We start from the raw sequence: 26,981 nt of genomic DNA, 5'->3' as shown, positions 1-26,981 counted from the left end.
TTATTCTTCGAAAAAGTATCCGAAAAATCTCTTTACCTTCGAGGTCAATTTTTGTTCCGGATGCTTCTCAGGTTTTACCTTCTTTGGCGGCAGTACTTCCTGCTGCCGCGGCTCGGGCACCATAATTGGTTCTGGTACAGAGCTTACTTTTCTGCCTTGCAATTTAGCGTTCTTATACGCATATTTGATTAAACCAACCGAGGCTGTATATTGCGGTTCTCTTACTCCGATATAATCCGGAATAGCTACGCGAACGCGATTTTGAAATACGTCCTGAGCTAAATCAAGTATGCCGGGCAGAGCTGACGTCCCCCCTGTTAAAACAAAGCCTCCAGGTACATCCTGAATCCCCTGGTGTCTCAGTTCGTCAATAATCATCTCAAATACTTCTTCTAATCTAGCTTCAATAATATCAGAAACTTCCAATTGGTTAAATTGCTGATGTTGATCGCTTCCGATAATAGGCACGCTAAAAACTTCTTCTTCAGAGGCCATGTCATAAAAGGCATGACCATGTTTCAGCTTGATCTGTTCTGCATCTTCTGTAGCCGTCCGCAAACCAATAGATAAATCCTTTGTAATATGGTCACCGCCGATAGGAAAGACGAAAGTGGCTCTTATGTTCCCTTGGCTGAAGGCAGCCACCGTTGTGGACCCTCCTCCAATATCAATAAGAACTGTACCCAAATTCTGTTCATCTTTGGATAAAGCGATTTCTCCCGCTGCCAGCGGTTGAAATACGATATCCATTATTTCAAGCCCAGCCCGCTCTACACAACGTAATGTATTATGTAAAAATGTCTTAGAGCCCGTAACGATAATTCCTTCCATTTCTAAACGGACACCGATCATACCGCGTGGATCGGTAATTTCATCCAAACCATCAACAATAAATTGTTTTGGAATCACATTGATTATTTCTCGGTCGGGGGGAATGGACATCACTTGTGAAGCATCAATTACTCTCGCTACGTCTACATCAGTGATTTCTCGATTCTCGCTGGAAACAGCTACCACTCCGCTGCATGGCTGTAACATAGCTTGAGTACCGGCAATACCAACAACTACCTGTTTAATTTCTATGCCCACCATTCTCTCTGCCTGCTCAATTGCCTTTTTTATTGAATGAACGGTTTCATCAATATCCACAACGGAACCTTTTCGAATCCCTTTTGACTTTACATTCCCAACACCGATAATATTTAACGTTTCATTTACCATCTCACCAATTATTACCTTTATAGCGGACGTACCGATGTCAAGACTCACTAATACTTCATTGCTGTTCATTCTTTGGCACCTCCCTTAACTTCAAAAAAACTCATTGCTCGAACAACAATTTTCTTCTTATTCGAATTATTTATACAGAAAACATTCGTCATTTTCAGCATAATTCCCTTTTAAATTTTCATATTTTTTCTTATTTTGCTTTTTTAATAGATTACACAAATAAAATCCAAAGGTTGAAAGCACCGAAAAAAAACCGAGGAACAGCTATTTACAAGTCTACACCAAGTTGTCACCCTAGAAAAGCCAATTTTATCTGAAAGAATATCCCGTTGTATTTCAATCTCGGGAACCACAAGTAATACGATTGTTTTTTTGTAAAACATTGACGTATAAAGCAGGAATTGATACTTACGGCTCGATGATCGGCTCCTCGCTCATTTCTTTTTTTTCAGGGTGATAAGCTTTAAAGTAGGAACCTACCTCTAAGTCAATAATCCCTTTGACATTCGGGTCAAGCTGACTCACAATAGCGGGGTAATACACCATTTTCTCAGAAAATGTTTTAAGCGTAGCAGAAACTTCAAATCCGTCGTTCATAAACAACTGAATATGGAGGGAATCTGTTTTTTTAGGAGCATAGTAAATCTCTGAAATAGAATTCATGATTTCACCCGGAAGACTTTCCAGCGCTTCCATCATGTGATCGAGCTGATCGCCTGCTTTAAAGTGATACAATATCGGCAATTGTTCAGGTGTTTCATCGATTGCTTCTTTCAGTACAGTTCCGTTGTTTAATACCGGATAAAATTTCTTTCCTTTCGCCAGGTAGGCAAGCTTCTGTCGTTCTTCAATTGAAATTTTCAGTTTGTTGGGAAAGACGAGCGACACATGAGCTCTATGAATTTTCGGATCACGTTCCAGTTTTTTTTCTGCTTGTTTTGCACTTATCTTCCAAAAGCTGTCTCCTTTTCCAATGCCGCTTTGTGCAATAATTCCGGCTTTTGAAGTTAACTTATTTCCTTCAACTTCAATAGATTTAACTTTGCTTAATGGAGATTGAAAATAAACAACAGCTAATACAATTAGGAAAAACAAGGAAATGATGAAAATAAGCCGCTGGTTCGTTTTTCTTTTCCTTAACTTTTTCAGCTTTGGAATTCTCTCTTCAATCGAGACAATTTTTCCTTTTTCCATATCCTTATCCTCCAGGTTCAACGATCTTTCCAAGAAAATAAACGGAAGAACGGCACGAACATTCATGCCGTACACTCTTTTACCCATTATATCTATTGTAATGCAGAGAGTAAGAGGATAAAAGAAAAAAACACTTTTATTTACTTCCTATTTATTCCCACCGTTATGAACCTCTCCACACTTGTATCTGACAAATAAGCCTGCCTGCTCATTTGCCGTCACTTATTCGCTAGTTCGAGCATGACCGCAAACAAACGCTCCGATGCATCTTTCACACCCAAATTTGCGGATGACGCTTTCATGCGCTGCCATTCTTTTTCATTTAATAATACATGGTCAAGGTTTTTCAGCAGGGATGCGGCTGTAAGATCTTTTTCAGCAAGCATGACCGCCGCTCCATGATCAGTCAGCGAACGCGCGTTTTTCTCCTGATGATTATTCGTTACATATGGACTCGGTATAAGTATGCTGGGAACACCGAGGGCTGTTAATTCAGCTAAAGTAGTTGCCCCCGCCCTCGAAACAACGAGATGGCATTCAACAAGAACTTCCGGCATATTATGAATGAAAGGTGCAACAGCTACATTTTCGGGCTTTCCTGCAGCTGCTATTTCTTTTTGCACTTGATCAAAATGTACATCTCCCGTTACATAAAGTACTTGATATGGCCGGCCGGCAAGCTCTGAAAGCGATTGTACAACCGCTTCATTAATTGGACGGGCTCCTCTGCTTCCTCCGAAAACTAACACCGTTTTCTTTTCATCAGACAGGCCAAAGTGTTTCAAAGCATTTGCCGGCTTGGCACTCACTACTTCTGATGCCCGCGGATTTCCAGTGAAGACCACTTTGTTTTCAGGGAAAAAACCGCCTGCTTCTTCAAAGCAAATGGCTACTTTATCGACATATTTGCTTAAGAATTTATTCGTTAATCCTGGTACACTGTTTTGCTCATGAATAATCGTTGGTATGCCAAGCTTTGCAGCAGCATAGACGACGGGGCCGCATACATATCCTCCTGTGCCGATCACTGCATCCGGCTGGAACTTCCTTAATATTTTTTTACATTCCTTTACACCTTTTAGAAAACGCATAACGGTTTTCACGTTTTCCATAGAAAGGCTCCGCTTAAAGCCCGTTATTTCAATCGAATGAAACGGGATGTCTTCTCTTGTAACTAACTTAGATTCTAGTCCCCGTTCAGTCCCTATATATAAAAATGAAGTTTCTGGGTATTTTTCTTTTATTGTTCGTATAAGAGCTAAAGCTGGGTAAATATGACCACCCGTTCCTCCGCCGCTGACAACTATTTTCATTTATTTTTCACCTCAAAATTAATCATTGCACGTCTTCTTTGTTATAAGTGTATGTACGGTTAGATAAAAGGTTTCTCTCCCTCACATCTTCCAAAACAGGAATGTGTTGTTGCCTTTTTATCATACTATAATTGCCTATTATATGAATATAGCTTTGTCCATTTGAAAAGAAAACAAAAAAAATGTAGCAATTTTCACCTAATTGTTACATTCCTCTCTTAAAGAGCTGCTATCTTCATGATAACTATTTAATGCAATCCCATATTAAATCAATAAGTGCCGGGAATCAAACAATATATCCATAAACAAGAATTTTTTTGATGAAAGGACAAAAAATGTAAGGAGCTCATTCAAGTATAAAAATGCAAAACCAGTCAGCTGCTAAACATCTCTTTATGAAACGAAGAAAAGGCTGACTCAAAATGAAATTGTCAAACCTGCAATCATAATACATTGTACATCTAAATATACAATACATTAGGAATGAGGCCAGACCTTTTCGAGTCAACCTTCTTATTGTTTGGAGTAGCGGCTGATATTCAGTAAAATACCAAATGCAGCCAACATCAGCGTTAATGACGAGCCCCCGTAGCTTAAAAAAGGAAGTGTAATCCCAGTCACAGGCATTAAACCAGTCACCACACCAATGTTAATGACGACTTGTATCGCCAGCATCGATATGATTCCGACTGCAAGAAAGCTGCCAAATAAATCAGGGGCTTTCAGAGCAATTCGAATGCCACGCCAAAGCATTAATGAAAAGAGAATGAGAATAAATACACCGCCGATAAATCCAAGCTCTTCTGCTAATATCGCAAAAATAAAATCGGTCTGCGGTTCAGGCAAATAATAATACTTCTGCCGGCTCTCTCCAATTCCAAGACCAAACAATCCGCCTGGTCCAACCGCATAAAGTGATTGAATAATTTGAAATCCGCTTCCTAACGGATCAGACCACGGATCCAAAAAAGAAGTGATTCGCTTAATTCGATACGGCGCCGAAAGAACCAATCCAGCAAAGCCTGCAACACCGACTAAACCCATGAGAACAAAGTGAAAAATACGAGCGCCAGATATAAAAATCATCACAAGGCACGTACCTATCATAACTGTTCCTGTTCCAAGATCGGGCTGTAGCATAATTAAACCAAAAGCAGCAAATGCCAGCCCCAGCGCCGGCAGCAGCCCTCTCTTAAAGTAAATCATATGTTTCTGATTTTCTGATAAGTAGCCTGCTAGAAAAATAATCATAGCCAGTTTCATAAATTCTGAAGGCTGAATAGAAAAGGCTCCTGCGCCGATCCAGCTTTGAGATCCATTTCTCACCATACCAACACCAGGAATCAATACGAGAACGAGCAAAATAAAGCAGCCGATCAATGCCGCTTTAGAAAAGCGGCGCCATGTCCAATATTCCACATTCATGAGCATGATCATTGCGATAAATCCAACAACAGCAAACAATAGCTGTCTTTTCGCAAAAAATAATGCATCGTTAAATTTGTATTCTGCCCATACTTCACTTGCACTGTACACCATCGTCACGCCGACAGTGAGCAAAATGACGATTAAAATCAGCAGGAAATAATCAGGAGCGAACTTTTTTACCGGCAATGGCATACACCTCTAATTCAAAGAATCCAGAGCGTGTCCCAATTGTTTGTGCTTCAGAAGACAAGCCCTTACTTCAATGTATGCACGGCTTCAATAAATATATCTCCACGCTGCTCAAAAGTTTTATACTGATCCCAGCTTGCACATGCCGGTGATAATAAGATAATGTCACCTTCTGACGAGGAGTCGTAAGCTGACTGAACAGCCTGCTGCATATTCTCTGTTTTTACAACGATCCCCACGCCGGCTCTGCCGGCTGTCTCGGCAAGCTTTTCTGCTGTTTCGCCGAATGTGACTAATGCCTTTACGTTTTTCATATATGGAATTAAATCATCAAATCCGTTCCCTCTGTCCAATCCGCCAGCCAGCAGGATCGTAGGCCCATTAAATGCGGCAAGTGCGCTTTTTGTTGCTAACGTATTCGTTGCTTTTGAATCGTTATAAAATTTTCTTCCGTTGTATTCACGCACAAACTGTGTACGGTGCTTTACTCCTGAAAAAGCAGTTAACACTTCTTTAATCGCTTGATTCGTAATGCCTGCCAGCTTCACTGCACATACCGCCGCCAATATATTTTCTAAATTATGTGCACCAGGCAGCGCGACTTCAGCAAGAGACATAATTTTTTCGCCACGGAAAACGATGTCGCCATTTTGTACACATGCACCCGTTTCTTTCGTCTCTTTTGTGGAAAAAGGAACGATCACTGCCTTTGTTGTTTCTGTCATCTTCATCAAGTGATCTTGATCTGCATTAACGATGAGAAAATCCTCTTCCGTTTGGTTTTTCGTAATATTTAATTTTGCTTTCGCATATTCCTCTTTCGTTCCATGATAATCGAGGTGGGCATCATACAAGTTCGTAATAATCGCAATATGAGGGCGAAATTTATCAATACCAAGCAATTGAAAAGAAGACAGCTCAATGACTACATGGTCTTCTGCCCCAGCCGTCTGAACAACATCTGAAGCCACCTCACCGATATTTCCAGCCAGTACGGCCTTTTTCTCATCCGCTTTAAACATTTCATGAATTAACGTAGTTGTTGTTGTTTTTCCATTCGTTCCAGTAATGCCGATAAAAGGAGCTTCCGAAATTAAATAAGCAAGCTCTACTTCCGTTATGACAGGGAGCCCGTTAGTGATCGCCCCAGCAATAAGCGGATTATGATAAGGAATGCCGGGGTTTTTGACGATAACTTCAAATCCCTCGTCAAGCAATTCAATTGGATGACTTCCGCAAATCACTTTGATCCCCTGTTCCAGTAAATGCTGAGCCTCAGGATTTTCACTTAAAGGCTTACGGTCATTGACTGTGACAAAAGCGCCCAGTTTATGCAAAAGCAGCGCTGCACTGACTCCGCTTTTTGCAAGCCCTAGGACAAGAATTTTTTTATGCTGAAAATCTGTTATTGTTTTCAATTAAATCCACGCTCCGATATAAATTCCGATCATAGCGCAAAGCACACCGACCGTCCAAAATGTAACAACAACCCGCCATTCCGACCATCCGCCTAATTCAAAGTGATGATGAAGCGGACTCATGCGGAATACGCGCTTGCCTGTTGTTTTAAAAGACACGACTTGAATCATAACCGAAAGTGTTTCTGCGACAAACACGGCACCAATGATAAGTAAAAGAAATTCAAATTTCGTTAAAATAGAAATGGCTGCGATAGCTCCGCCAAGAGCTAAAGAACCCGTATCTCCCATAAATACTTTTGCCGGATTAGCATTAAACACCAAAAAGCCAAGCACAGCCCCCACGACAGCAAAGGAAAAAATAGCTGTTTCGTTTAATCCCTGATTCCATGCCAGCACCGCAAAAGCACCGAAAGCGATGGCAGATGTACCTGAAACGAGACCGTCAAGCCCATCTGTTAAATTCACTGCATTTGAAAAGCCGACAAGCCAGAAAATCACAAATAATACATATAAAACCCCGGCATCGAAAGACCAGCCTACTAAAGGAATAGTCAGTTCCGTAGACAAGCTGCTTTTTGTATAAATAATATAAAAAAGAATAGAAATAATGATTTGCCCAACGAGCTTCTGCTTTGATGTTAATCCAAGATTACGTTTCATGACTACTTTAATAAAATCATCTAGAAAACCGAGCAAGCCGAACCCAATCGTTACAATAAGCAGCAGCGCCGTTTCGGATCCAATATCATCATAAATCTGTGTCATAAATAATGTAGTAATGATAATGGCAAGCAAAAAAACGAGACCGCCCATCGTCGGTGTCCCTGACTTTTTCTGATGTGATTCCGGCCCTTCCTCACGAATACTTTGCCCAAATTTTAATCTCCGCAAAAACGGAATAAACATAGGCGCTATAAGCACTGTGATGAAAAAAGCCATAAACATCGTTAAAAACACATCTCTCTCAAGCATATCATTTCTCCTCTTTCTTCCGGCTGCTAAGTGCCTCTCTGGCAACCGTACGATCATCAAAGTCCAGTACCTCATTACCGACGATCTGATACGTTTCATGACCTTTTCCAGCTATCACAACCGCATCTCCATTTTGCGCACATTGAATAGCATAAAAAATCGCTTCTCTTCTATCAGGAATCACTTTGTATGATTCACCCGCCACTCCTGCTTCCATGTCACATAAAATAGCATGAGGGTCTTCACTGCGCGGGTTATCCGATGTAAAAATGGCATTCGTTGCGTATTCACATGCTGCTTTAGCCATGAGCGGCCGTTTCGTGCGATCACGGTCGCCTCCGCAGCCGACAACTGTAAACACTTTCCCCTCGGTTAGCGGCTGAACCGTTTTTAATACATTCACAAGGCTGTCAGGTGTATGTGCATAATCAACGATAACAGCAAGCCCCTGATCGTTTGGCACAAGTTCAAACCGCCCTGCCACGCCTTTCACCTGTTCGATGGCATGAATGGCTGTTTCAACAGCTGTCCCCGCAGTATAAGCCGCCGCAAGAGCTGCCAGCACATTATAAATGTTAAATTTCCCTGCAAGTTGTGTTTTTACCTTTTTACTGCCTTCTGGATAGGTAAGCGTAAATTCTGTGCCTTCTGATGTCAGCCTTACATCCGTTGCACGAAACATAGCTTCTTTATCAATCCCATACGTGACAACATGAGCAGCTGTCTCTTTTTTATAAAGCGCGGATGTTTCTTCATCTTCATTTAGTACAGCAAATTTCGGCTGACCGGCAGCGTATGAGTTGCCTAATTGAGCAAATAACAAGCCTTTAGCCCGGCTATATTCTTCCATCGTATGATGATAATCAAGGTGATCCTGTGTTAAGTTTGTAAACACAGCGATGTCGTAATCGCATCCCCATACTCTGCCTTCTACTAATGCATGAGAGGATACTTCCATTACAGCTGTGGACACACCCTTATCCTTCATATCTTTAAATGTTTTTTGCAGCGTTAAGCTTTCTGGAGTCGTGTTTTTTGTTTCAATAATCTCTTCACCAATCTTCATATACATCGTTCCGATCAGTCCGGTTTTTTCACCGGTTTCCTTATAAATGGCATCTAAAAGATGGCTCGTCGTTGTTTTTCCATTCGTACCCGTAATGCCGATGAGCCGCATATGAGCCGTTGGTGATCCATAATAACAATCGGCTAAAACAGCCATCGCTTTTTTTGTATCCGCTACTGTAATGACTGGTGCTCCTTCTACTTCAACAGGCTGCTCTGCCAATACAGCTCTTGCCCCTCTATTCACAGCTTCCTGTGCAACCGTATGACCATCAAATGTATATCCTTTAATACAAATAAATAATGCGCCCTCTTTTACTTGACGATGGTCATTTTCCAAAGATAAGATTTCTGGATTTGATGAATACGATAATTTATAAAATGGGAGGGACTTTAATAAGTCTGATAGATTCACTTTGTTCAATCCTTTCTGTGCGCGACTCGTTATGTATAGTTTATTTAAGCAAAGTTCTTTACTATTTTAACTAAAAAAAAGGATAGATGCGACTTCTTTTCAGAAAAAACCACAACGACCATCTTATCATAGTTTCTGTTTTTTGCATGATTTTTTAGTCGTGATTTTTTTATTTCCTGCACGCTGAACAAAAGAAATGAAAGACCCGCCGACAAAAGCGGCGGGAGACAGCTGGTTACCTTTTAAATGAGATTTGCTGAACTTGCCTGTTGATTTCCGCTGTGGGCGCTCACTTTCTTCTTTAATCAACAAAGGAACAGCATCAACAATGGTCTTTAAATAAACTATACTGCAGATGATGATGGGTGTTCATTCCATTTTTCACTTCTCCTCACAGACTCAAGAGCAAAATTAAGACAAAATAACCATGTTGCATTTTATTAATATAATTTTTATCCTTTACGTACCATCGATCAATGCCCATTAATTCAAATATAAACGAACGGCCGATCCTGCTTCCACTTTTGCACCGGCCATCGGCGATTGCTGAACGACTTTACTGCCGCTCCCTTCAATCTCAAGCTGAAAGTTATATAGCTGCGTGGAAAGCTCTTTTTTCGTCATTCCTTTAAAGTCAGGTACTTCCACAATTTGCGGGTCATTCCATTGTAATTCTTTTTCCAGTTGTTTTTTGCGCGGCTTCACATCGAGTACTTGCAGACTGTCCTCCATAATTTTCCCAACAATTGGAGCTGCTACCGTTCCGCCAAACTGAACCGTCCCTTTCGGATTGTCGATCGCTGTATAAACAACGATTTGCGGATCATCCGCTGGTGCTACACCAATAAAGGAAACAATATGGTTATTTTCGAGATAACGGCCATCTTTGGCTTTTTGGGCTGTTCCTGTTTTCCCCCCTACGCGATAGCCGTCCACAAACGCATTTCTTCCCGTCCCTTTTGCCACAACACTTTCAAGGGCGTAACGAATTTGTCGAGAAGTTTCTGGGGAAATGACACGCTTTTTAGCAACAGGAGACTTTCTTTTGACTACTTCTCCCGTGATCGGATCAATCAGCTCTTTCGCCACGTATGGCTGATAAAGAATACCGCCATTGACCGCCGCCGAAACAGCGACAGCCTGCTGGATTGGAGTAACAGCTACACCTTGTCCAAAAGCTGTTGTAGCCTGCTCAACTGGACCTACTCTGTCTATATTAAATAAAATACCTTTTCCCTCTCCTTGAAGATCGATTCCTGTTTTCTGACCAAATCCAAAATCCCGGACATATTGAAATAACTTTTCTTTTCCAAGTCGTTCTCCAAGCTCTACGAACCCTGGGTTACAGGAGTTTTCAACGACTTCTAAAAAAGACTGGTGACCGTGGCCGCCTCTTTTCCAGCAGCGCAGTCTTGCTCCCCCAACAGTTACAGATCCAGGATCATTGAAATGATCTTTGTACAAATCTACCTTTTTTTCTTCTAATGCCGCCGCCAAGGTGATAATCTTAAATGTAGATCCAGGTTCATACGTGCTCCAAATTGGCAAGTTTCGGTTGTAGATTTCAGGAGATACTTTTTGGAATTGCTCCGGGTTAAATGAAGGCCGGCTCGCCATCGCCAAGATTTCCCCATTATTCGGGTTCATCGCAATCACGATCGCCCCATCTGGCTCATACTTTGCTTCAGCAATATCGAGTTCCCTCTCAACAATCGTTTGAATATTTGAATCAATAGTCAGCCTCAAGTCCAGCCCATCCACCGGAGCCGCATAGCCGTCCGGCATTTGCGGCATTCGCTTTCCTTTCGCATCTGAAAAAAATCTCATTGCTCCTTTTTCACCGCTTAATTCTTTATCATAATATGCTTCAAGGCCCATAAGCCCTTGATTATCAATCCCAGCAAAGCCAAGGACATGTGCCAAGCTTTTTTCAAATGGATAATGTCTTTTAGAGTCTTCGGCAATGTATACACCTTTAATACCAAGCCTGCGTACTTCTTCGGCTTTTTCAAATGAGATTTTCCGTCCTTCCGGATGTATTCTTTCGATGGATGCTCTTTTCGTTAAATGAGCATATGCTTTTTTCTCTGTAATATTTAAGACGGATGCCAGCTTTTTGGCTGCCTCAGCCGGATCTTCGATTTGGCGCGGGACGACATAGACGGTAGGTGCGCTTTTATTTTCGGCAAGCGCTACTCCATTTCGATCTGTTATTTTTCCCCTTTCTGGTTCAAAAGGAATATTGCGGCTCCATAAATCCTGCGCCTTATCCGTTAAATCATCTCCTAATGCAAATTGAACGTAACCGAGCCGCACCCCAATAATGGCAAACATCGCGATGCCGGCAAGCAATACAAAAACTAGCCGCTTTCTAACCGTGACAGCCGAAACCCTTTTCAAGCCTGTCCCCCTCCTTTCCCTTCAATATATGTGAAAGGGTCAGGATTATGATTGAAAGAACAGGGGATGAATAGGGAGTTTATTTTATCCACCAGACGGCCTTATCTTCATAAAAAAAGAAAGCTGTCGTGGACAGCTTTCATTCTTGATTTTCATCTGTTTGTTGTTTTTCTTCGTTTGCTTCTTTTATTTCTTGCTCAGCAGCTTTTTTTTGCTGTTCTTTCTCTTGTTGATCGAGCAGCGATTTTTCTTTTTGTGTGATCAATTTTAAAATGAGCTTTTGTCCTTTTTTGATTGGAGTGCCTGGTTTAATATTTTGACTGGCAACATATCCCTCACCTGCATAACTAACCTTTAAGCCAATCAGATTAGCTGCCTTCATAACGTCACGTAATGACCAGTTTTCCATGTCAGGCATCGTTGCTTTGCCGTCCGTTTGTAAAATCACTTTTTCTCCTTGCAGGAGGAAGGATTGAGCTTCTGGAGACTGACCAGTCACTTTGCTTCCTGTCCCTACTATGACCGGCTTAATTTTCTTCGCTTTTAACTCTTTCTCCACTTCAGCTATACGTTCATTCGTAAAGTCTTTCAATTCAATCGTTTTCATTGCAGGTGTTTGCTGAGGCTTAATATTTAAGTATTGCAGACTGTTGCGCATGACCGGGTTAAATATTTTCGATACAGGAACGGACCCTGATTCTCCATCAAGCTTCGGCTGTGCAACAGCGACGTAAACAATAAGCTGCGGATCTTTAGCAGGGGCCATCCCTAAAAAGGAAAAGATGTGATTACTTGATCCACGTAAATAACCGCCGTTCGGGTTCGGCATTTGGGCGGTTCCTGTTTTCCCGGCTACTTCATACCCTTGAATTTGATAAATCTGTCCTGTACCATGTTCAGACGTCGTTACACTTTTCAACACGTCCCGGGTTTTTTCAGCTGTTTTTTTGGAAATCGGTTCTCCTACTTTTTTGGGGTTATTTTCCATAACGGCTTTATTTGTTTTATCATCTATGATTCTATCAATAATGTAAGGGCGCATCATTTCACCATCGTTGGCGACAGCCGTTGCCGCCTGAATTAACTGCATGGCGGTCACAGTCGTCCCCTGTCCGAATGAGGCCGTTACTTGTTCGATCGGCCAATTATATAAAATTGTGCCTTTCCCTTCATTTGGCAGCTCAATTCCTGTTCTCTGACCGAAATGAAAATCATCTAAATACTGTCTAAATACATCTGGTCCCATCTTTTCAAGAAGATTAGCCATTGCCACATTTGATGAGCGTTGAACACCTTCTAAATATGTAATATCGCCCCAGCCTTCTCCACCGTTATGGTCGCGAATAGATACGGTACCCACTTTGTATCTGCCAGATTTATATAGTTCATTCGGATGGAACACGCCTTCTTCTATAGCGGCAGCTACTGTGAATATTTTCATCGTTGAACCCGGCTCAAACGAATACTCGACAAGATCGTTACTCCAGTTTTCCCCAAGACCCACACGCGTATCCGGATGAAAGGAAGGACGCTGGCCCATCGCAAGAATTTTTCCTGTTTTTGCATCTGCTACAATCGCAAATGCTTTTCCGGGTTTATATTGCTTTTCTACTTCATTTAATGCATCTTCCATAAACGTCTGAATTTTTGTGTCAATCGTTAAATAAATCTTGTCGCCATCATCGGGTTCTTGAATCATTTGTTTTTTATCTGAAAGTAAGTATCCCCAAAGGTCACTTTTATATTGAATCTTTCCGTTTTTTCCTTCCAAATATTTCTCGTATGCTTTCTCGATCCCCATTTGTCCAACAGTACGCTGAATAACTTGATTTCCCTTTTTCTCTTCCACTTTTTGCGTGAATCCGATTAAATGGGACGCAAACTTACCATTTGGATAAAAGCGCTTCGAATCCCTCAAGAAAATAATACCAGGAAGTTTTTCCTCTTCGATTTTCTTTTTTACCCTATTCGGTAAATCGCGGCCATACTTTCCGAACTCAACTTGAAATGCCTGTTTGTTCCTTAAGCGTTTTTCAATTTCATCCGGCTCCATATCAATATATTTAGCCAGCACCTTAGCCGTTCTCTCAGGATCCGTCACGTGCTTGGGCTTTTTAGGATTGGTCGTCATGGATGAATCTAAAATAGCAGCAAGCGTAAAAGAAGTCGTATCTTCCGCAATGACTGTTCCCCGATGATCATAGATCGTTCCTCTTGTCGCTTCTAATACATCTGTTCTTAAATACTTTTGCAACGCTTCATTTTTTAGGGAGTGGCCGTCTGCTTTACCCGTTATTTGAATAACAAGAAAGCGGGCAAATAAGACAAAAAAGAGCAGGGCGAATATTATAAATAATATCGCTGCTCCTTTTCTCCCGTTCGTTCGATTTTCATTCATTGCGGCTGCACAACCTTAATGTTTTGTTCACTTAAATCCAATCCTAACTCTTTGGCGCGTTTCCATATTTTCTCATACGTACTCTCTTCGCTGACTTGCACCTCAAGGTCATGATTTATTTTCTTCTGTTCTTTAATTTGTGCTTCGACGTCTTGAATGTCTTTATTGATCTCGTACAGAGCAGCTTGCGTTGACACTACTTTTGCTCCTAAAAAACAAATCATCAGGGCAAATAACAAAAATAATACTTTTTCACCTGGTGTAAACAGGCGCTTCCCAACCTGCCGCTCTTTTTGTTTGGGCATAGACGGCACGGGCTGCGTTTCATGCTTAAACAGCTGCTTTCTAGCTAAGTTACTCATTTTTTCACCCCTATTTGATTTTATTGTTTTTCTGCAATGCGCAGCTTAGCTGAACGGGCTCGATTGTTATCCTTAAGTTCTTCTTCTGATGGTAAAATCGGTTTGCGTGTCACAAGCTTTAATTCTGGTTGGTATTCCTTTGGAACTACCGGCAGTCCAGGCGGCAGATCTGGTCCCTGGCTTGCCTCTTTAAAGATTGTTTTACAAATGCGGTCTTCTAAAGAATGGAAGGTAATGACACTAATTCTTCCTTTTGGGTTTAATAAACTAATCGAGGTTTTTAGTGACTCTTCAAATACACGGAGTTCATCGTTAACAGCGATACGAATCGCCTGAAAAATGCGCTTCGCCGGATGCCCCCCTTTTCTGCGGGCTGGTGCTGGAATCCCTTCTTTAATTAATTCCACAAGCTCTCCAGTTGTTTCGATCGGCTTTATTTCCCGGGCTGCTTCAATTTTACGGGCAATTTGCTTAGAGAATTTCTCTTCTCCATATTGGAAGAAGATTCTCACTAAATCTTCGTATGCCCAATGGTTTACTACATCATAAGCGCTAGTTTCTCCAGTTAAATCCATTCTCATATCAAGCGGAGCATCATGATGATAGCTAAACCCCCGCTCCGGTGTATCGAGCTGTGGTGAAGAAACACCGAGATCGTATAAAATACCATCGACTTTCCCTACTTGTAAGCGGGCTAATTCCTCTTTTATATATTTAAAATTACTTTTAATAAATGTGACCTTATCTCCAAACCGGCTCAGTCTGTCCGCCGCATGACGGATAGCGGTTTCATCCTGGTCAAAAGCGTAAAGTTTCCCTCCTTCTCCGAGAAGCGACAACAAATATTCGCTATGACCCGCACCGCCCAGCGTACAATCTACATATATTCCATCTCGCCGGATGTTCAATCCTTCTACTGTTTCTTTTAACAGTACTGTTGTATGTTCGAAATTCATGATTCACCATTCCATTCAAATTACTAAGTATCAAAATCGATCACATTCTCTACTCTTCCGCGAGAAGGATTCTTCTGATAAACACGCTCATTCCTTCACTTCCATTCCTAACTGTACCACATCCTCCCACTTATCTCCACTATTTTTGAATTCTCCGAAACCGCTTGATTCCCTCCTTATGTACCACCTTTTTCGTTCGATGCTTTCCGCTTTGAACAGCTTTATTTCTACATGGACGTTTAGTAATAGAAGTAACAAAGGATAAATTTCCCCATCACTAAACATTCATTCACAAAAACGACACATTTCTCATGAAAATTGAAGGATTTTTTACCAAGAAAAGCGGAAGGCGCTTGGGAAGCCCCGACAAGCAAATGTTCTTTTTCCAAAGAAGTCTGCTCTTTGACTTCTTTGGAAAAAGGTTATTTGACCTCGAGGGGCTAGCGCCTGCAGCTGGACAAAGAAAAGCGGAGCCGACTGCTTTGGAGCGACAAGCATATGACAGGCTGATAAAATGGCGCCTTTCAGCCATGCAGTAAGACTGGCATATGACCTCGAGCTCCAAGAAGGCGGAGCTGGACAATAGAAAAGCGGAAGGTGCTCAGGAAGCCCCCGACAAGCAAATGTTCTTTCTACAAAGAAGCCTGCTCTTTGACTTCATTGGCAAAAGGTTATTTGACCTCGAGGGACCAGCATCTGGAACGGAAATCAACGGACACGCTTAAAGCACTATATCAAAAAGAGGATGCCCTAAAAAGTTATACTTTTCAGACACCCTCTTCAATTATATTTTCACTATATAATGATCTCCAGTAAAAGGAAAATCAAACACCATTAATTCATGTATAAAATCTGGCCCATATTTATTTAAATAGCTATACACATTCCAGATACGCTCTTGAGGAGCTTGTTCGGGTCTAAGCGCATTTTGCAGCTTGTCGTATTTATTTAATACAGCAGCATGACGGACTTGAATCATCTCATCTGTTTTACGCGCAAGAAAAGCAAGCTGACTCAAGTGAAAATCACGGTTTTTTAGGATGATAGGAACCGTTTCTTTATGCATGTCTTTCGCACGTGTTTCGATTTCCTCATATTGATCCATTAAAGACTGCTGCACGCCTGCAATCATTTCATGGAAATGATCATCCTTGATAGAATCCCAAAACCGCTCTTTCTCACCCGCCACTCCCTGCTTAATAGCGGAAGCAAGCGAGATATGGAGTTCCTCCAAATCACGGACGATGTTTCTTTCCACAATGGTCATATTCAAACGAGCTTCAATTGGCGGCATTTTCATATCAAGACGCTCAAATGCGGATTTAAGCTCTGCCCAATAGGCAATTTCTCCGGGGCCGGCGATAAAGGCAAGCGTTGGGAACAACCATTCTTGCATAAGTGGACGAGTCACAACATTGTTGCTGAATTTTTCCGGTTCGTTTTCAAGTAAAACTAACAGTTCAGCTTTGCTATACCGAAGCTCTGCCTGTTTGCTTGAAAATATGCCGGTTTTCCGATCGTACTCTAAAAGCACCCGGTTTCCATTGTTATAAAGGAACAAATTCGCAGCGGAATCTGATAACTCAATCATTCGATTAAATTCTAAATGAGCCATCGTTTGTTGTTCGCGATGTACTGTATCTGTAATCTCTGCAGCTTGTTCAATAAGCTGCCTAAAAAAAGGCTTTTCAAGCGCGCGCAATGGCGGATAAGCAGAATCAATTAATAGTAAACCATAACGGCTAAATAACGAATGAATGAGCCGACTAAAAAAGTCCGTAATGGTCTCTCCTTTTTCTGCTTCTTCACAGACATGCTCTAATAGACTTTTTGTATAACAGGTTTCCCCAAATTTCGAAAAAATGGACTTAATCCAATTTTTCATTTGATCCTTATCATAATGAATATCAGAAACCATATTCTTTTCGATCACCCGCGCTGGATAAGTTACCTTCTCCATAACGGATTCATTTTCCACATATAGATGATTGACTTCAAGAAAATCATGGTCTTCTCCAGCAATCCAGAAAATCGGCACGACAGGAATATTCAACTCTTTTTCTTTTTCCTGTGCCAATTTAATAATAGAAATGATTTTATAAATCGTATAAAGAGGACCCGTCAACAAACCTGCCTGTTGCCCGCCAATCACGACGGCAGAGCGCTCATCTTTCAATTTCTCTAAAGAAGCCGCCACTTTCTCTGAGGGAATAAAGGGTTTCATATACGCCTCAATGCATGCAGCAAGAGGCTCTCTCATATAAGATCGCTCCTGCAGGTCAGCGGCTCTTTTCTCATAAACGTTTACATCTGACAAATTATAATGAAAAAAGTCCGTCACCGGTGCCTCCTGCTTCAAGTATAAAGAAGCAAACCGGTTAATCGCAGGAACGGAAAGTGATTCCAATTGCATGTATGTACTTCCTTTCTTCGCGCATTTTACTCGTTTGAGTATACCATTTCTCCCAAGCAAGGAACAATATTGCGCTTTACCCTGCTTACTCGTGTTCAAGACCTTTAATCATTTCATATAAAGCTTCTAGTACAGGCACACGAATATTTTTTTCAGATGCCTGCAAAAGAACATAGCCTACGATAGCATCAACTTCTGTCGGACGTCCTGATTCAATGTCTCTCAGCATAGACGAACGATTCGCAGCAGTTGTTCGGCAAATATGCACAATTTCGCTCCATGTTTCTGCGTGTACTTGATTCGCAAATACAGAAGAAAACTCTTTATAAATCATTTTCGCTATGCGTAAATAATGGGGATTAGCTATAAGTTCACCATTCCGGATGTTTAACATAGCGGTTAACGGGTTAATCACCGTATTGGCTGCCATTTTCCTAAGAAGCATCGATTCATAGTTTCGCCGCCATTCAAAAGGGAATACTTCTGCCGTTTGTTCAGTCACTGTCTTGATCACTTGACAGCTGCCGCGGTATACCGCCACGTTTGTTTTCCCCCGTCCTCGGATATCGACACGCGCAGACCCCGATTTAAGTATTCCATGTTCAACAGCTGCTACAAATATGTGCGGATGAATTAACTGCTTCATTTGCGTTAAATGTCCCATGCCATTTTGTAAAAACACGAGTGCTGGGTGCGAATCCATTTTATTTAAGATTGGAAGGAGAGAGGCCAAGTTGTATTGTTTGACAGCTATAAACAAACATTCAGGGGAATGCAAAGTCAATTGATCAATCGGCCTCGCCTGAACAAAAAAAGCCGTCTCTTCGTCACCTTCTCTTAGAACGATTCCCCGTTCATTAATGACCGCTGATTGTTCTTCTGTGCGCGTAAAGATCGTGACCGGAAACCATTCCGCTAAACTCGCTGCAAAATAAAGACCGACAGCCCCACCGCCGACGATTCCGATTTTCATCTTTTTCCCTCCTCCGCAAATCATTTTTATCTCAGTGTTTTCATCCGTCCAATTGAAAGCGTTCCCAGCATAAGTATTCATTTCTGCCTGTTTCTATTATATAATGAATATTGGATTAATAAAATAATACGGATTGCCGGCAATGTCTATTTTAGACACCTTCAGGCTGATTGGAAACATGTATCTTTGCAGCTGCAGAGAATGAAGCCGTCAGACAGCAAAGAATACAGCTGATTGTCAACAACTTGCATACTTTTTATACGAATAGAGGAGGACTTACAGAATGGCAATAACAGTTGAAAACCTGAAAATGAACTTTAAAACAATGGATGAATTTAAAAGCTTTAAAGAATATGGGCTAGAAGAACTCTCCATGCTCGAAGAATTTCAAATATATATGATTGAAGATAATGCATCTTCCCCCTTCTATGGTATTTATTATGGCGATAAGCTCGCTGCCCGCATGTGCCTTTACGTGAAAAAAAACGGGGCTGACCTGCTAGAAGATGGATCAGAGAAATACTTAGAAATTTGGAAACTTGAAGTACTGCCGCAATACCAGCATAAAGGACTAGGCTTGAAGCTTGTAGATTTCGCCAAATCATTCAATTTACCTATTTTAACAAGACCTAAAGTGAAATCACACACGTTTTGGGAAAAAGCAGGCTTCACTTCCCTTTCAGAAAGCAGTTCACGATTAATTTGGGATCCTTCAGCAGCAACAGGACAAAAAATCAGCTGATCAATCCTTAGAGGAAAAGCGAAGGGTGTTCATTCAGTCCCTTAGTAACAAGAAAACAGCAACCTTTCGGGCAGCACCTTAAGCTGGATGCAAAGCAACATGCCTTTTTCTTATTCCCAACCTAAAAAGCCGATCCCCATAGAAAAATGATGGTCGGCTTTTAGTTTGAAAGCAGTGAATCATTCAATCTTTCTCTATATAAAAAACGCAAAGAGCCATGGTCTCTTTGCGTTTTTTATCAATAGGATCATCCGATAGACAAGCAATTATTTGCTTACTACTTCTTTTCCTTTATATGTTCCGCACTCTTTACATACACGGTGAGCTAGTTTCATTTCACCACAGTTCGGGCATGCTGTCATACCAGGTACTTGTAATTTAAAATGTGTACGGCGTTTGTTCTTTTTAGTCGTAGAAGTTCTTCTAAAAGGTACTGCCATTATTTCCACCTCCTTAAAAAGAGAATGTAAGTATATGAAGCCAGAATTAGCTGGTACTTCTCAATTTTTATCCGATTTAAAAAAATCAGCCAGTCCTGCTAATCGCGGGTCCACCTTGTCTTCTTTTGGTGCGGCCTGCTCTTCGCTGTGAAGCTCCCATCCTTTTCCTGAAGGGATTGTATGTTCATCAGCCTCTTCACTAATAACCTGCATCGGCACTTCGAGCAAAATTTCCTCTTCAAGAACCGGACCTAAATCAACAACGTCACCTTCAACTAAATGAACATCCTCATTATCCTGATATTCACTAAATGAAGAAGCTTTCACAATAAACGTTTCCATCAAAGAAAACTCAAATGGATACTCCACATCGACAAGTGTCCGCGAACAAGGTAAAGTCATCGTACCTTTCACATCTAAGTGAAAAGTTACCTTATCTGAACCAATATCCGCTCTTCCTGTCACATGAACTGGGGACAAATTTCTAATCTCCGCATTACGGGCTTTCATTTGGCTCATATCTGCCATTTCATCAATTGCTAAGCCCTTATCACGAAATTTTTGTAATTGAATAATTGACCATTTCATCGTTATCACCTCAAGGCAACAAAAGTAATTATAGCTTTCACAAAAACGTTTGTCAATATATTTTCTTGACATTAAAGAAAAGCGGAAGGCGCTTGGGAAGCTCCGATAAGCAAATGCTCTTTCTCCAAAGAAGTCTGCTCTTTGGCTTCATCGGAGAAAGGTTATTTGACCTCGAGGGGCTAGCGCCTGCAGCTAGACAAAAAAGCAGAGCCGACTGTCCTGGAACGACAGTATAAGATGAGCTGGCAAAATGGCGATATCTTCAGCCATACAGCCAGAACAGCTTATGGTTCGGACTCTAAGGAGGCGGAGCTAGACAATAGAAAAGCGGAAGTGTCGTATCAACTTCGAAAAATAGCATATACATTGACATTCACCGCGCACTCATTGACAATAATACTAGCATTATTCACTAATAATAACAAAGGAAAATCTCAATGAAAACAGTTGGCATTGTTGTAGAATATAATCCTTTTCATAACGGGCATTTATATCATGTCCATAAAGCACGCGAATCAGCCAAAGCGGAAGTAGTGATTGCTGTGATGAGCGGACACTTCCTGCAGCGAGGTGAGCCGGCTCTCGTCAATAAATGGGCCCGCACACGGATGGCGCTTCAAAGCGGTGTAGACATCGTTGTTGAATTGCCCTACGTGTTCTCTGTTCAAAAAGCAGAGTTCTTTTCCAAAGGAGCCATTTCTATCTTACAGGGACTATTTTGTGAGTCCTTTTGCTTTGGCAGTGAAAGCGGACATACTGCTCCTTTTTTAGAAACGCTTCAACAGATGGAAACATCTGCTCATTCATTAGAACCACTCATCCGCCAATATATGAACCAAGGCTTTAGCTTTCCTAAAGCACAGACACTGGCTAGAGAATCGCTTTTTGAACAGCGGCTTCCACTGGATCTCTCCAAACCTAACAATATCTTGGGCTTCCACTACATGAAGGCAAATAAAGCCCTTCCGCATCCAATGGAGCCTCTCACTATTAAACGTCACCAAGCCGATTTTCATGAAGAAACGTTAGGCAGCCAATCAATAGCAAGTGCCACTGGAATTCGCAAGGCCATCTATGAACAGCAAGGACAGCTTCATACGATTAGTCCCTATGTTCCCGCTGCCACACTAAATGAGCTTTCTCATTACTTGAACGAGTATGGGCAGCTTCATCACTGGGATATGTACTGGCCGCTTCTCCAGTATCGTCTGCTATCAAGTTCAACGGAAGAATTAGCACAAATTTATGACGTCTCGGAAGGCATTGAATACCGTTTAAAAGAAGCCGCCCGCTTCTCCAGTAACTTTACTGAATTTATGCAGACAGTAAAAACAAAACGGTACACGTGGACTCGGATACAACGTATGCTCGTGCATATTCTGCTGCACGTATCAAAGGAACAGATGTCAGCTTCTATAAAGTCAGTACAGTATATTCGCCTGCTTGGAATGAATGGACGTGGACGTGAATATCTTAATCAAATCAAAAAGAAGATGACACTTCCGCTAATTACTAGAGCAGCTTCTTCTAAAGAGATGCTCACTCTTGATTTAAAAGCATCTGAAGTGTATGCATTAGGCTTATCGCCCCATTCTTCCCGCGTTCTCCTTCATAGTGAATTTAACAAACAGCCGGTTATTTTGCCTTAATTGATAAAGAAGAAGGTGTCCCAAAAATATAACTTTTAGGGGCATTTCTTTTTTATATGGTTCTTTGAACTTGTCCGTTGATTTTCGTTCCAGGCGCTTGGCTTGCCGCGGGGCAAACGGTGAGTCTTCGCGCCTTCCACTACAATCAACTCAGTGAAAAATAATAGTTTGACGTAAGAAGAGGAGCCTCTCTCATGTTCACTGAAATGATCCAATAAGGTTCAAAAATTCAATCTAAAGAAAGGCTGACCCTAAAAAGTCGTTTTTAACGCCCTTTTGGGTCAGCCTCTGACCTTAATGAGATTGTAAATAATTCAGTGCTTCGTCAAACGTACGTACTGGCACAATTTTCATTTCTGTCCCAATGTCTTTTGCCGTCTTTACCGCTTCCTGATAGTTAGATACGATACCGGGCACCTTTCTTTCTAGCTCAGGTGTGATTTCATCATCTGGTGCCAGAAAGATTTTCGCTCCCGCTTTATCAGCCGCCACCACCTTTTGAGCAATGCCTCCGATTCTTCCTACTATCCCATCAGGAGCAATCGTCCCTGTTCCAGCGATTCTTCGGCCTTTTGCCACATCTTCTTCCACAAGCTGGTTGTAAATTTCAAGACTAAACATCAAACCAGCAGACGGTCCCCCAATTGAATCAGCTTTCAATTTTACTTCTGGTTTACTAATGAGCTTCTTCTGATCAACTAAACTAATGCCGATGCCTGTCTTCGCGCTATTGTCCTCAAATTGTTTCAGTGCGATTCTTTTTTCCATCTTCTCTTTGTTTCTCACGAATGTAATCATGACTTGATCATTAGGCTTTTTTGTTTGAATGTACTCTGTAAATTGTGAAGAAGATTCAAACTCCTGACCGTCTATAGCAATAATGCGGTCCCCTGCCTTTAATACACCCTCAGCCGGCATCCCGGGAAACACATTTAATACAAATACTCCTTGATAACGAAATGAATAAGGTTTTTTAGCCGCATCAAATGCGACAGTGATCGCATTTTGCTGCGAATTGTCCATTAAATATTTTTGCCGGACATTATATTCTTCATTGGTCTCATGCGGACTGCGCACTTCTTCCACGGGTACAATCTCTTCATAATCCCTCATAGAAGCAATAGCATACGAAATATAATTCGCCTCTCCCATTTTAATGGTTGTAAGCATCAACGTGCCAGCATCCTTGTCTCCTCCGGCTACTTCGACAATCGGTTTTAGTTCATGGGCATCCCCAGGTTTCATTACATAATAAGGTAAATCAATAAAGGCCGCTCCAATTAACAGGAGTAAAAAAACATAAGCAAGTGGCATCCATTTACTTTTCATGCTGCTGCTCCTTCCAGCGTTCCATCTCAGCTCTAATTTCTGGTATTCGTCGTTGCGTTTCTTCTTCACCCGCAGTAATAATTTCTTCAATATTAGTAAATGTTTTGGAATTGTACATATCGACAGGCGGGCGAATCATCACATTAGAGGCTGTTTGGCGATTGGCGATAATCTCCAGCTGCAAAATGTCTATACTTTGCATAATCACATCAAAAATCGTTTGTATTTCTGCATTTTTCTTCACTGATGACACATCGACTCCAATAATAATATCCGCTCCCATTTCTTTCACGACAGACACAGGTACCCGGTCAATCACACCGCCATCGACTAAGAGGCGGCCATTTATTTTTTCAGGAACAAAGATACCAGGAATGGCAATGCTTGCCCGCACCGCATCAGCGACTGATCCCTGTCTGAAAACAACCTTTTCCGCCTTTTTAATATCTGTCGCTACGATAGCGATGGGGATCGATAATTCTTCAATACTTTTTCCATGAGTAACGATACGAATAAAATTTTTAATTTTCCTGCCAGATACAAATCCCATCTTAGGAACGGTAAAGTCAAGAAAATACTTTCTGCGGAATGCCGCTGAATATTTATGAACCTGTTCCATGTCGTGGCCGGCTCCATATAAGCTGGCCACGAAAGACCCCATACTGCTGCCAGCGATCATATCAATCGGAATATTTGCTTCCTTTAATGCTTTTAACACGCCAATATGCGCAAACCCTCTCGCACCTCCTGATCCTAAAGCGATACCTATTTTCGGACGAGTCAACGTGTTACCCCCCGTATGCAGATTTCTCTTTTAGGCTATGGTCTATTTCTCATTTGTATGAGTATATTGATAAAAAACAGGACGAGTTTCTTCATCTTTTCCCAAATTTGTGTCGACCTGCTCATCCATGTTATTTTACCCAAAATAACCGATGAATCCTAGAACAGAGTCTGGCCTTTGAAGAACAGGAGGTATTGATCTTTGACTTCGACTCAGGCAAAAACCATTCTTTTAGCTATTAGTGTCACCGCTTTTGCCAGTTCACTCATTATTTTCCCGGATATTTCTTTTGAAGCCTCTATACGCGGATTGAATATGTGGTGGGAAATTGTGTTTCCTTCGCTTCTTCCCTTCTTTATTGTTTCCGAAATGCTGATTGGTCTTGGCGTTGTTAATTTTATCGGCATTTTATTGGAACCTTTTATGCGCCCGCTTTTTAGAGTGCCTGGAGCCGGTGGATTTGTATGGGCGATGGCGATGGCCTCTGGATTTCCTTCAGGTGCGAAGTTAACAGCTCGCCTCCGGCAAAACGGAAAATTAACCCAAATTGAAGCTGAACGTCTCGTCTGCTTTACCAATTCATCGAATCCGCTTTTTATTTTTGGGGCTGTTTCGGTCGGCTTCTTTTATAATCCCCATCTCGGTCTATTACTTGCCGCCGCTCATTATGGGGGCAATTTCCTTGTAGGACTGACGATGAGATTTTACGGATCAACAAAAGCAGAAAAGACGGCGGCACATTCTTCTTTTTCTTTCACTTCAGCTTTTGCAGCTATGCATGAGGCAAGAAATGAAGATCGACGGCCGCTCGGAAAATTAATGGGAGATGCCGTCCTTTCCTCTGTGCATACTTTGCTTATGATCGGCGGATTTATTATCCTTTTCTCTGTTCTAAATAAGATTCTTTTCCATACACATATCACGTCTTTTCTATCAGCAGCGGCTGCTAAGCTATTCTCATTCATTCATCTGCCTCCTGAGCTCAGCACCCCATTGATCGCTGGCTTATTTGAAATTACACTCGGCAGTCAAATGGTCAGTCAAGCGGAGCAGGCAGGTCTGATGTATCAGGTGATCGTTGTCAGCTTTATACTTGCTTTCAGCGGACTAAGTGTACACGCACAAGTATCTAGTATACTTGCCGATACTGATATCCGCTTTCGCCAGTTTTTATTTGCCCGCTTTCTTCATGGTTTGTATGCAGCATTGTTAACACCCCTATTATGGAAACCTATTTATGAGCAATCCTCTACTCCTGAAAATGTACAACCTTCTGTGCCCGTATTTCTTTATGAAAAAGAGATGTGGGAAAAATGGCTGCTTTATTTACAGAAAGTTGGACCGCTCTTCACTATTTGCATATTGATCGCTTACCTATTTTTTTATGCAGCCGCTAAAAAAGAATAAGACAGAAGAAACGGCTCCAAGACAAAAGGTCAGGCTTCTCCAACTATAATGTTGAAAAAGCCTGACCTTTTGAGCCAGTTTCATCATTCAATTTTTCCGTTTTTTTCTCTTAACGCTTCTTCAACAACCGGCGGCACGAGATCTGAAATGTCTGCATGATATTTTGCCACTTCTTTGACAACACTAGAACTTAAAAAGGAATACTGGCTGTTTGTCATCATAAAAAATGTTTCCAATTCATCATTCAACACTTTATTCATCGAAGTAATTCGCATCTCATATTCAAAGTCAGAAACAGCTCTCAAGCCTCTCAAGATCGCGTTTGCTTTTATTTCTCTAGCATAATCAACTAATAAACCATTGTAGCTATCTACCTCTACATTCGGCAAATGCTTCGTCACTTCACAGATCAACTCTTTCCGTTCTTCAACAGAAAAAAGCGGTGTTTTAGAAGAGTTGCTTAACACAACCACATATACTTTATCGAAAATTTTAGCGCCTCTTTGAATGATATCTAAATGACCATTCGTAATAGGATCAAAACTTCCTGGACAAACAGCAATACTTGCCATCGATATCCCCCTTTATTCATCTCTCCATTTAAAAATGGATACTCGGATGATGCCATACGTTTCTACTTTTACTTGATGTAAATTCCCTATATCCTCCGCCAACACATCATCAGAGCCATGCTCACACACAATGAAACCATTTTTTGTCAGCAATTGTTTTTCATCAATCCATTCCAATAAACGTTCTAACTGCTGTTTTTTGTATGGAGGATCTAAGAAAATACCATCGAACATCAGACCGCGCTTCGTTACTGCTTTTAGCGCCCGCTCTGCATCATTCCTGTACACTTCACTATGATCCAAAAAATGGCAAGTTGCTAAATTGGCTTTTACTGTTTGAACTGCTTTCATATCCCGATCCACAAAAATCATTTTTGAAAAGCCCCGGCTTAATGCTTCTATTCCAAGACCTCCACTTCCCGCATAAAGGTCTAGACCAAAGCCACCAGAAAAATAAGGGCCGATCATATTAAAGATTGATTCTTTTACTTTATCAGTTGTTGGACGCGTATCCTTTCCTGAAACAGCTTTTAATGGAATGCCTTTTTGCGTTCCTGATATCACTCTCATCATCTATTCACCATTCACAAAGATTTTCTTTTCCATGTTACCATAACTAATTATGTGAATCCAGAAAGTTTCTCGATGTATGCTTCCGGATAATTATCTTTCTAAATGAGGTTTAAAACTTATGTAAATTGTTCATAATACTAATAACAACATCATTCGGGATGTTGTCGA

At 41.3% G+C, this 26,981-nt stretch carries 22 protein-coding genes; 3 read left to right on the top strand and 19 right to left on the bottom strand.

Annotated elements, in window-relative coordinates; genetic code table 11:
* The 13 genes from ftsA to QYG89_RS04305 form a co-directional block, all read right to left on the bottom strand.
* Positions 1–1,290, bottom strand: a complete 1,290-nt coding sequence (gene ftsA / locus QYG89_RS04365) for a cell division protein FtsA (protein ID WP_404314959.1) — start codon at positions 1,288–1,290, stop codon at positions 1–3.
* Positions 1,291–1,638: 348 nt separating this feature from the next.
* The gene (locus tag QYG89_RS04360) at positions 1,639–2,424 is read right to left on the bottom strand and encodes a cell division protein FtsQ/DivIB (RefSeq protein ID WP_404314957.1); all 786 of its coding nucleotides are present in this window, start codon (positions 2,422–2,424) and stop codon (positions 1,639–1,641) included.
* Positions 2,425–2,642: 218 nt separating this feature from the next.
* Entirely contained in the window at positions 2,643–3,737 is a 1,095-nt protein-coding gene (gene murG / locus QYG89_RS04355; RefSeq protein WP_404314955.1) for an undecaprenyldiphospho-muramoylpentapeptide beta-N-acetylglucosaminyltransferase, read from the bottom strand.
* A gap of 513 nt (positions 3,738–4,250) precedes the next feature.
* On the bottom strand, positions 4,251–5,351 hold the full coding sequence (spoVE, locus tag QYG89_RS04350; RefSeq protein ID WP_404314953.1) for a stage V sporulation protein E: 1,101 nt from the start codon (positions 5,349–5,351) through the stop codon (positions 4,251–4,253).
* 68 nt (positions 5,352–5,419) lie between these two features.
* Entirely contained in the window at positions 5,420–6,772 is a 1,353-nt protein-coding gene (murD, locus tag QYG89_RS04345; RefSeq protein WP_404314951.1) for a UDP-N-acetylmuramoyl-L-alanine--D-glutamate ligase, read from the bottom strand.
* Positions 6,773–7,747: a phospho-N-acetylmuramoyl-pentapeptide-transferase gene (mraY, locus tag QYG89_RS04340; protein ID WP_404314949.1), complete on the bottom strand. Its 975-nt coding sequence runs from the start codon at positions 7,745–7,747 to the stop codon at positions 6,773–6,775.
* A gap of 1 nt (position 7,748) precedes the next feature.
* Positions 7,749–9,227: a UDP-N-acetylmuramoyl-L-alanyl-D-glutamate--2,6-diaminopimelate ligase gene (locus QYG89_RS04335; RefSeq protein WP_404314947.1), complete on the bottom strand. Its 1,479-nt coding sequence runs from the start codon at positions 9,225–9,227 to the stop codon at positions 7,749–7,751.
* A 483-nt stretch (positions 9,228–9,710) separates the two neighbouring features.
* Complete coding sequence (locus QYG89_RS04330; protein ID WP_404314945.1) at positions 9,711–11,627, bottom strand: stage V sporulation protein D; 1,917 nt, start codon at positions 11,625–11,627, stop codon at positions 9,711–9,713.
* Positions 11,628–11,766: 139 nt separating this feature from the next.
* Positions 11,767–14,025, bottom strand: coding sequence for a penicillin-binding protein (locus tag QYG89_RS04325; protein ID WP_404314943.1), 2,259 nt, complete (start codon positions 14,023–14,025; stop codon positions 11,767–11,769).
* A complete protein-coding gene (gene ftsL / locus QYG89_RS04320; RefSeq protein WP_404314941.1) occupies positions 14,022–14,387 on the bottom strand; it encodes a cell division protein FtsL in 366 nt (121 codons plus the stop codon). Before ftsL ends, QYG89_RS04325 begins: the two co-directional genes overlap by 4 nt.
* A 20-nt stretch (positions 14,388–14,407) precedes the next feature.
* Entirely contained in the window at positions 14,408–15,343 is a 936-nt protein-coding gene (rsmH, locus tag QYG89_RS04315) for a 16S rRNA (cytosine(1402)-N(4))-methyltransferase RsmH (RefSeq protein ID WP_404314939.1), read from the bottom strand.
* A gap of 784 nt (positions 15,344–16,127) precedes the next feature.
* Positions 16,128–17,756 carry a bacillithiol biosynthesis cysteine-adding enzyme BshC gene (bshC, locus tag QYG89_RS04310; protein ID WP_404314937.1) on the bottom strand — a complete coding sequence of 543 codons (1,629 nt, stop codon included), beginning with the start codon at positions 17,754–17,756 and terminating at the stop codon, positions 16,128–16,130.
* 85 nt (positions 17,757–17,841) lie between these two features.
* Entirely contained in the window at positions 17,842–18,729 is an 888-nt protein-coding gene (locus QYG89_RS04305) for a 2-dehydropantoate 2-reductase (RefSeq protein WP_404314935.1), read from the bottom strand.
* 283 nt (positions 18,730–19,012) lie between these two features.
* Between QYG89_RS04305 and QYG89_RS04300 the strand changes: the two genes are divergently transcribed.
* The gene (locus QYG89_RS04300) at positions 19,013–19,471 is read left to right on the top strand and encodes a GNAT family N-acetyltransferase (protein WP_404314933.1); all 459 of its coding nucleotides are present in this window, start codon (positions 19,013–19,015) and stop codon (positions 19,469–19,471) included.
* 266 nt (positions 19,472–19,737) lie between these two features.
* Here QYG89_RS04300 and rpmF read toward each other — a convergent pair whose 3' ends face one another.
* Positions 19,738–19,911, bottom strand: coding sequence for a 50S ribosomal protein L32 (rpmF, locus tag QYG89_RS04295; RefSeq protein ID WP_152149946.1), 174 nt, complete (start codon positions 19,909–19,911; stop codon positions 19,738–19,740).
* Positions 19,912–19,971: 60 nt separating this feature from the next.
* Positions 19,972–20,499, bottom strand: coding sequence for a YceD family protein (locus tag QYG89_RS04290; protein ID WP_404314931.1), 528 nt, complete (start codon positions 20,497–20,499; stop codon positions 19,972–19,974).
* A 437-nt stretch (positions 20,500–20,936) separates the two neighbouring features.
* Between QYG89_RS04290 and QYG89_RS04285 the strand changes: the two genes are divergently transcribed.
* On the top strand, positions 20,937–22,148 hold the full coding sequence (locus QYG89_RS04285; RefSeq protein ID WP_404314929.1) for a nucleotidyltransferase: 1,212 nt from the start codon (positions 20,937–20,939) through the stop codon (positions 22,146–22,148).
* Positions 22,149–22,442: 294 nt separating this feature from the next.
* Here QYG89_RS04285 and QYG89_RS04280 read toward each other — a convergent pair whose 3' ends face one another.
* Both QYG89_RS04280 and QYG89_RS04275 read right to left on the bottom strand, forming a co-directional pair.
* Complete coding sequence (locus QYG89_RS04280) at positions 22,443–23,477, bottom strand: SepM family pheromone-processing serine protease (protein ID WP_404314927.1); 1,035 nt, start codon at positions 23,475–23,477, stop codon at positions 22,443–22,445.
* Positions 23,467–24,261, bottom strand: coding sequence for a patatin-like phospholipase family protein (locus QYG89_RS04275; protein WP_404314925.1), 795 nt, complete (start codon positions 24,259–24,261; stop codon positions 23,467–23,469). Before QYG89_RS04275 ends, QYG89_RS04280 begins: the two co-directional genes overlap by 11 nt.
* Before the next feature lie 201 nt (positions 24,262–24,462).
* Here QYG89_RS04275 and ylbJ point away from each other — a divergent pair, with 201 nt between their 5' ends.
* Positions 24,463–25,668, top strand: coding sequence for a sporulation integral membrane protein YlbJ (ylbJ, locus tag QYG89_RS04270; protein WP_404314923.1), 1,206 nt, complete (start codon positions 24,463–24,465; stop codon positions 25,666–25,668).
* 83 nt (positions 25,669–25,751) lie between these two features.
* Here ylbJ and coaD read toward each other — a convergent pair whose 3' ends face one another.
* Together coaD and rsmD are read right to left on the bottom strand one after the other, a co-directional pair.
* On the bottom strand, positions 25,752–26,240 hold the full coding sequence (gene coaD / locus QYG89_RS04265; protein WP_404314921.1) for a pantetheine-phosphate adenylyltransferase: 489 nt from the start codon (positions 26,238–26,240) through the stop codon (positions 25,752–25,754).
* 12 nt (positions 26,241–26,252) lie between these two features.
* The gene (gene rsmD, locus QYG89_RS04260; RefSeq protein ID WP_404314919.1) at positions 26,253–26,810 is read right to left on the bottom strand and encodes a 16S rRNA (guanine(966)-N(2))-methyltransferase RsmD; all 558 of its coding nucleotides are present in this window, start codon (positions 26,808–26,810) and stop codon (positions 26,253–26,255) included.
* Positions 26,811–26,981 lie beyond the last annotated feature (171 nt).

The organism is Bacillus lumedeiriae, from assembly GCF_044891285.1.
GTDB lineage: Bacteria > Bacillota > Bacilli > Bacillales > Domibacillaceae > Pseudobacillus > Pseudobacillus lumedeiriae.
Note: the sequence above shows the minus strand (reverse complement) of the source record. Positions and strands in the feature narration are given on the sequence as shown.

Excerpts from the sequence above, each read along its gene's own strand:
- QYG89_RS04285 (WP_404314929.1), top strand. The coding sequence starts at position 20,937 with ATGAAAACAGTTGGCATTGTTGTAGAATATAATCCTTTTCATAACGGG.
- bshC (WP_404314937.1), bottom strand. The coding sequence starts at position 17,756 with ATGCAATTGGAATCACTTTCCGTTCCTGCGATTAACCGGTTTGCTTCT.
- ftsA (WP_404314959.1), bottom strand. The coding sequence starts at position 1,290 with ATGAACAGCAATGAAGTATTAGTGAGTCTTGACATCGGTACGTCCGCT.
- QYG89_RS04325 (WP_404314943.1), bottom strand. The coding sequence starts at position 14,025 with ATGAATGAAAATCGAACGAACGGGAGAAAAGGAGCAGCGATATTATTT.
- QYG89_RS04360 (WP_404314957.1), bottom strand. The coding sequence starts at position 2,424 with ATGGAAAAAGGAAAAATTGTCTCGATTGAAGAGAGAATTCCAAAGCTG.
- rsmD (WP_404314919.1), bottom strand. The coding sequence starts at position 26,810 with ATGAGAGTGATATCAGGAACGCAAAAAGGCATTCCATTAAAAGCTGTT.
- coaD (WP_404314921.1), bottom strand. The coding sequence starts at position 26,240 with ATGGCAAGTATTGCTGTTTGTCCAGGAAGTTTTGATCCTATTACGAAT.
- ftsL (WP_404314941.1), bottom strand. The coding sequence starts at position 14,387 with ATGAGTAACTTAGCTAGAAAGCAGCTGTTTAAGCATGAAACGCAGCCC.
- QYG89_RS04290 (WP_404314931.1), bottom strand. The coding sequence starts at position 20,499 with ATGAAATGGTCAATTATTCAATTACAAAAATTTCGTGATAAGGGCTTA.
- murG (WP_404314955.1), bottom strand. The coding sequence starts at position 3,737 with ATGAAAATAGTTGTCAGCGGCGGAGGAACGGGTGGTCATATTTACCCA.
- mraY (WP_404314949.1), bottom strand. The coding sequence starts at position 7,747 with ATGCTTGAGAGAGATGTGTTTTTAACGATGTTTATGGCTTTTTTCATC.
- rpmF (WP_152149946.1), bottom strand. The coding sequence starts at position 19,911 with ATGGCAGTACCTTTTAGAAGAACTTCTACGACTAAAAAGAACAAACGC.
- QYG89_RS04305 (WP_404314935.1), bottom strand. The coding sequence starts at position 18,729 with ATGAAAATCGGAATCGTCGGCGGTGGGGCTGTCGGTCTTTATTTTGCA.
- QYG89_RS04300 (WP_404314933.1), top strand. The coding sequence starts at position 19,013 with ATGGCAATAACAGTTGAAAACCTGAAAATGAACTTTAAAACAATGGAT.
- rsmH (WP_404314939.1), bottom strand. The coding sequence starts at position 15,343 with ATGAATTTCGAACATACAACAGTACTGTTAAAAGAAACAGTAGAAGGA.
- QYG89_RS04280 (WP_404314927.1), bottom strand. The coding sequence starts at position 23,477 with ATGAAAAGTAAATGGATGCCACTTGCTTATGTTTTTTTACTCCTGTTA.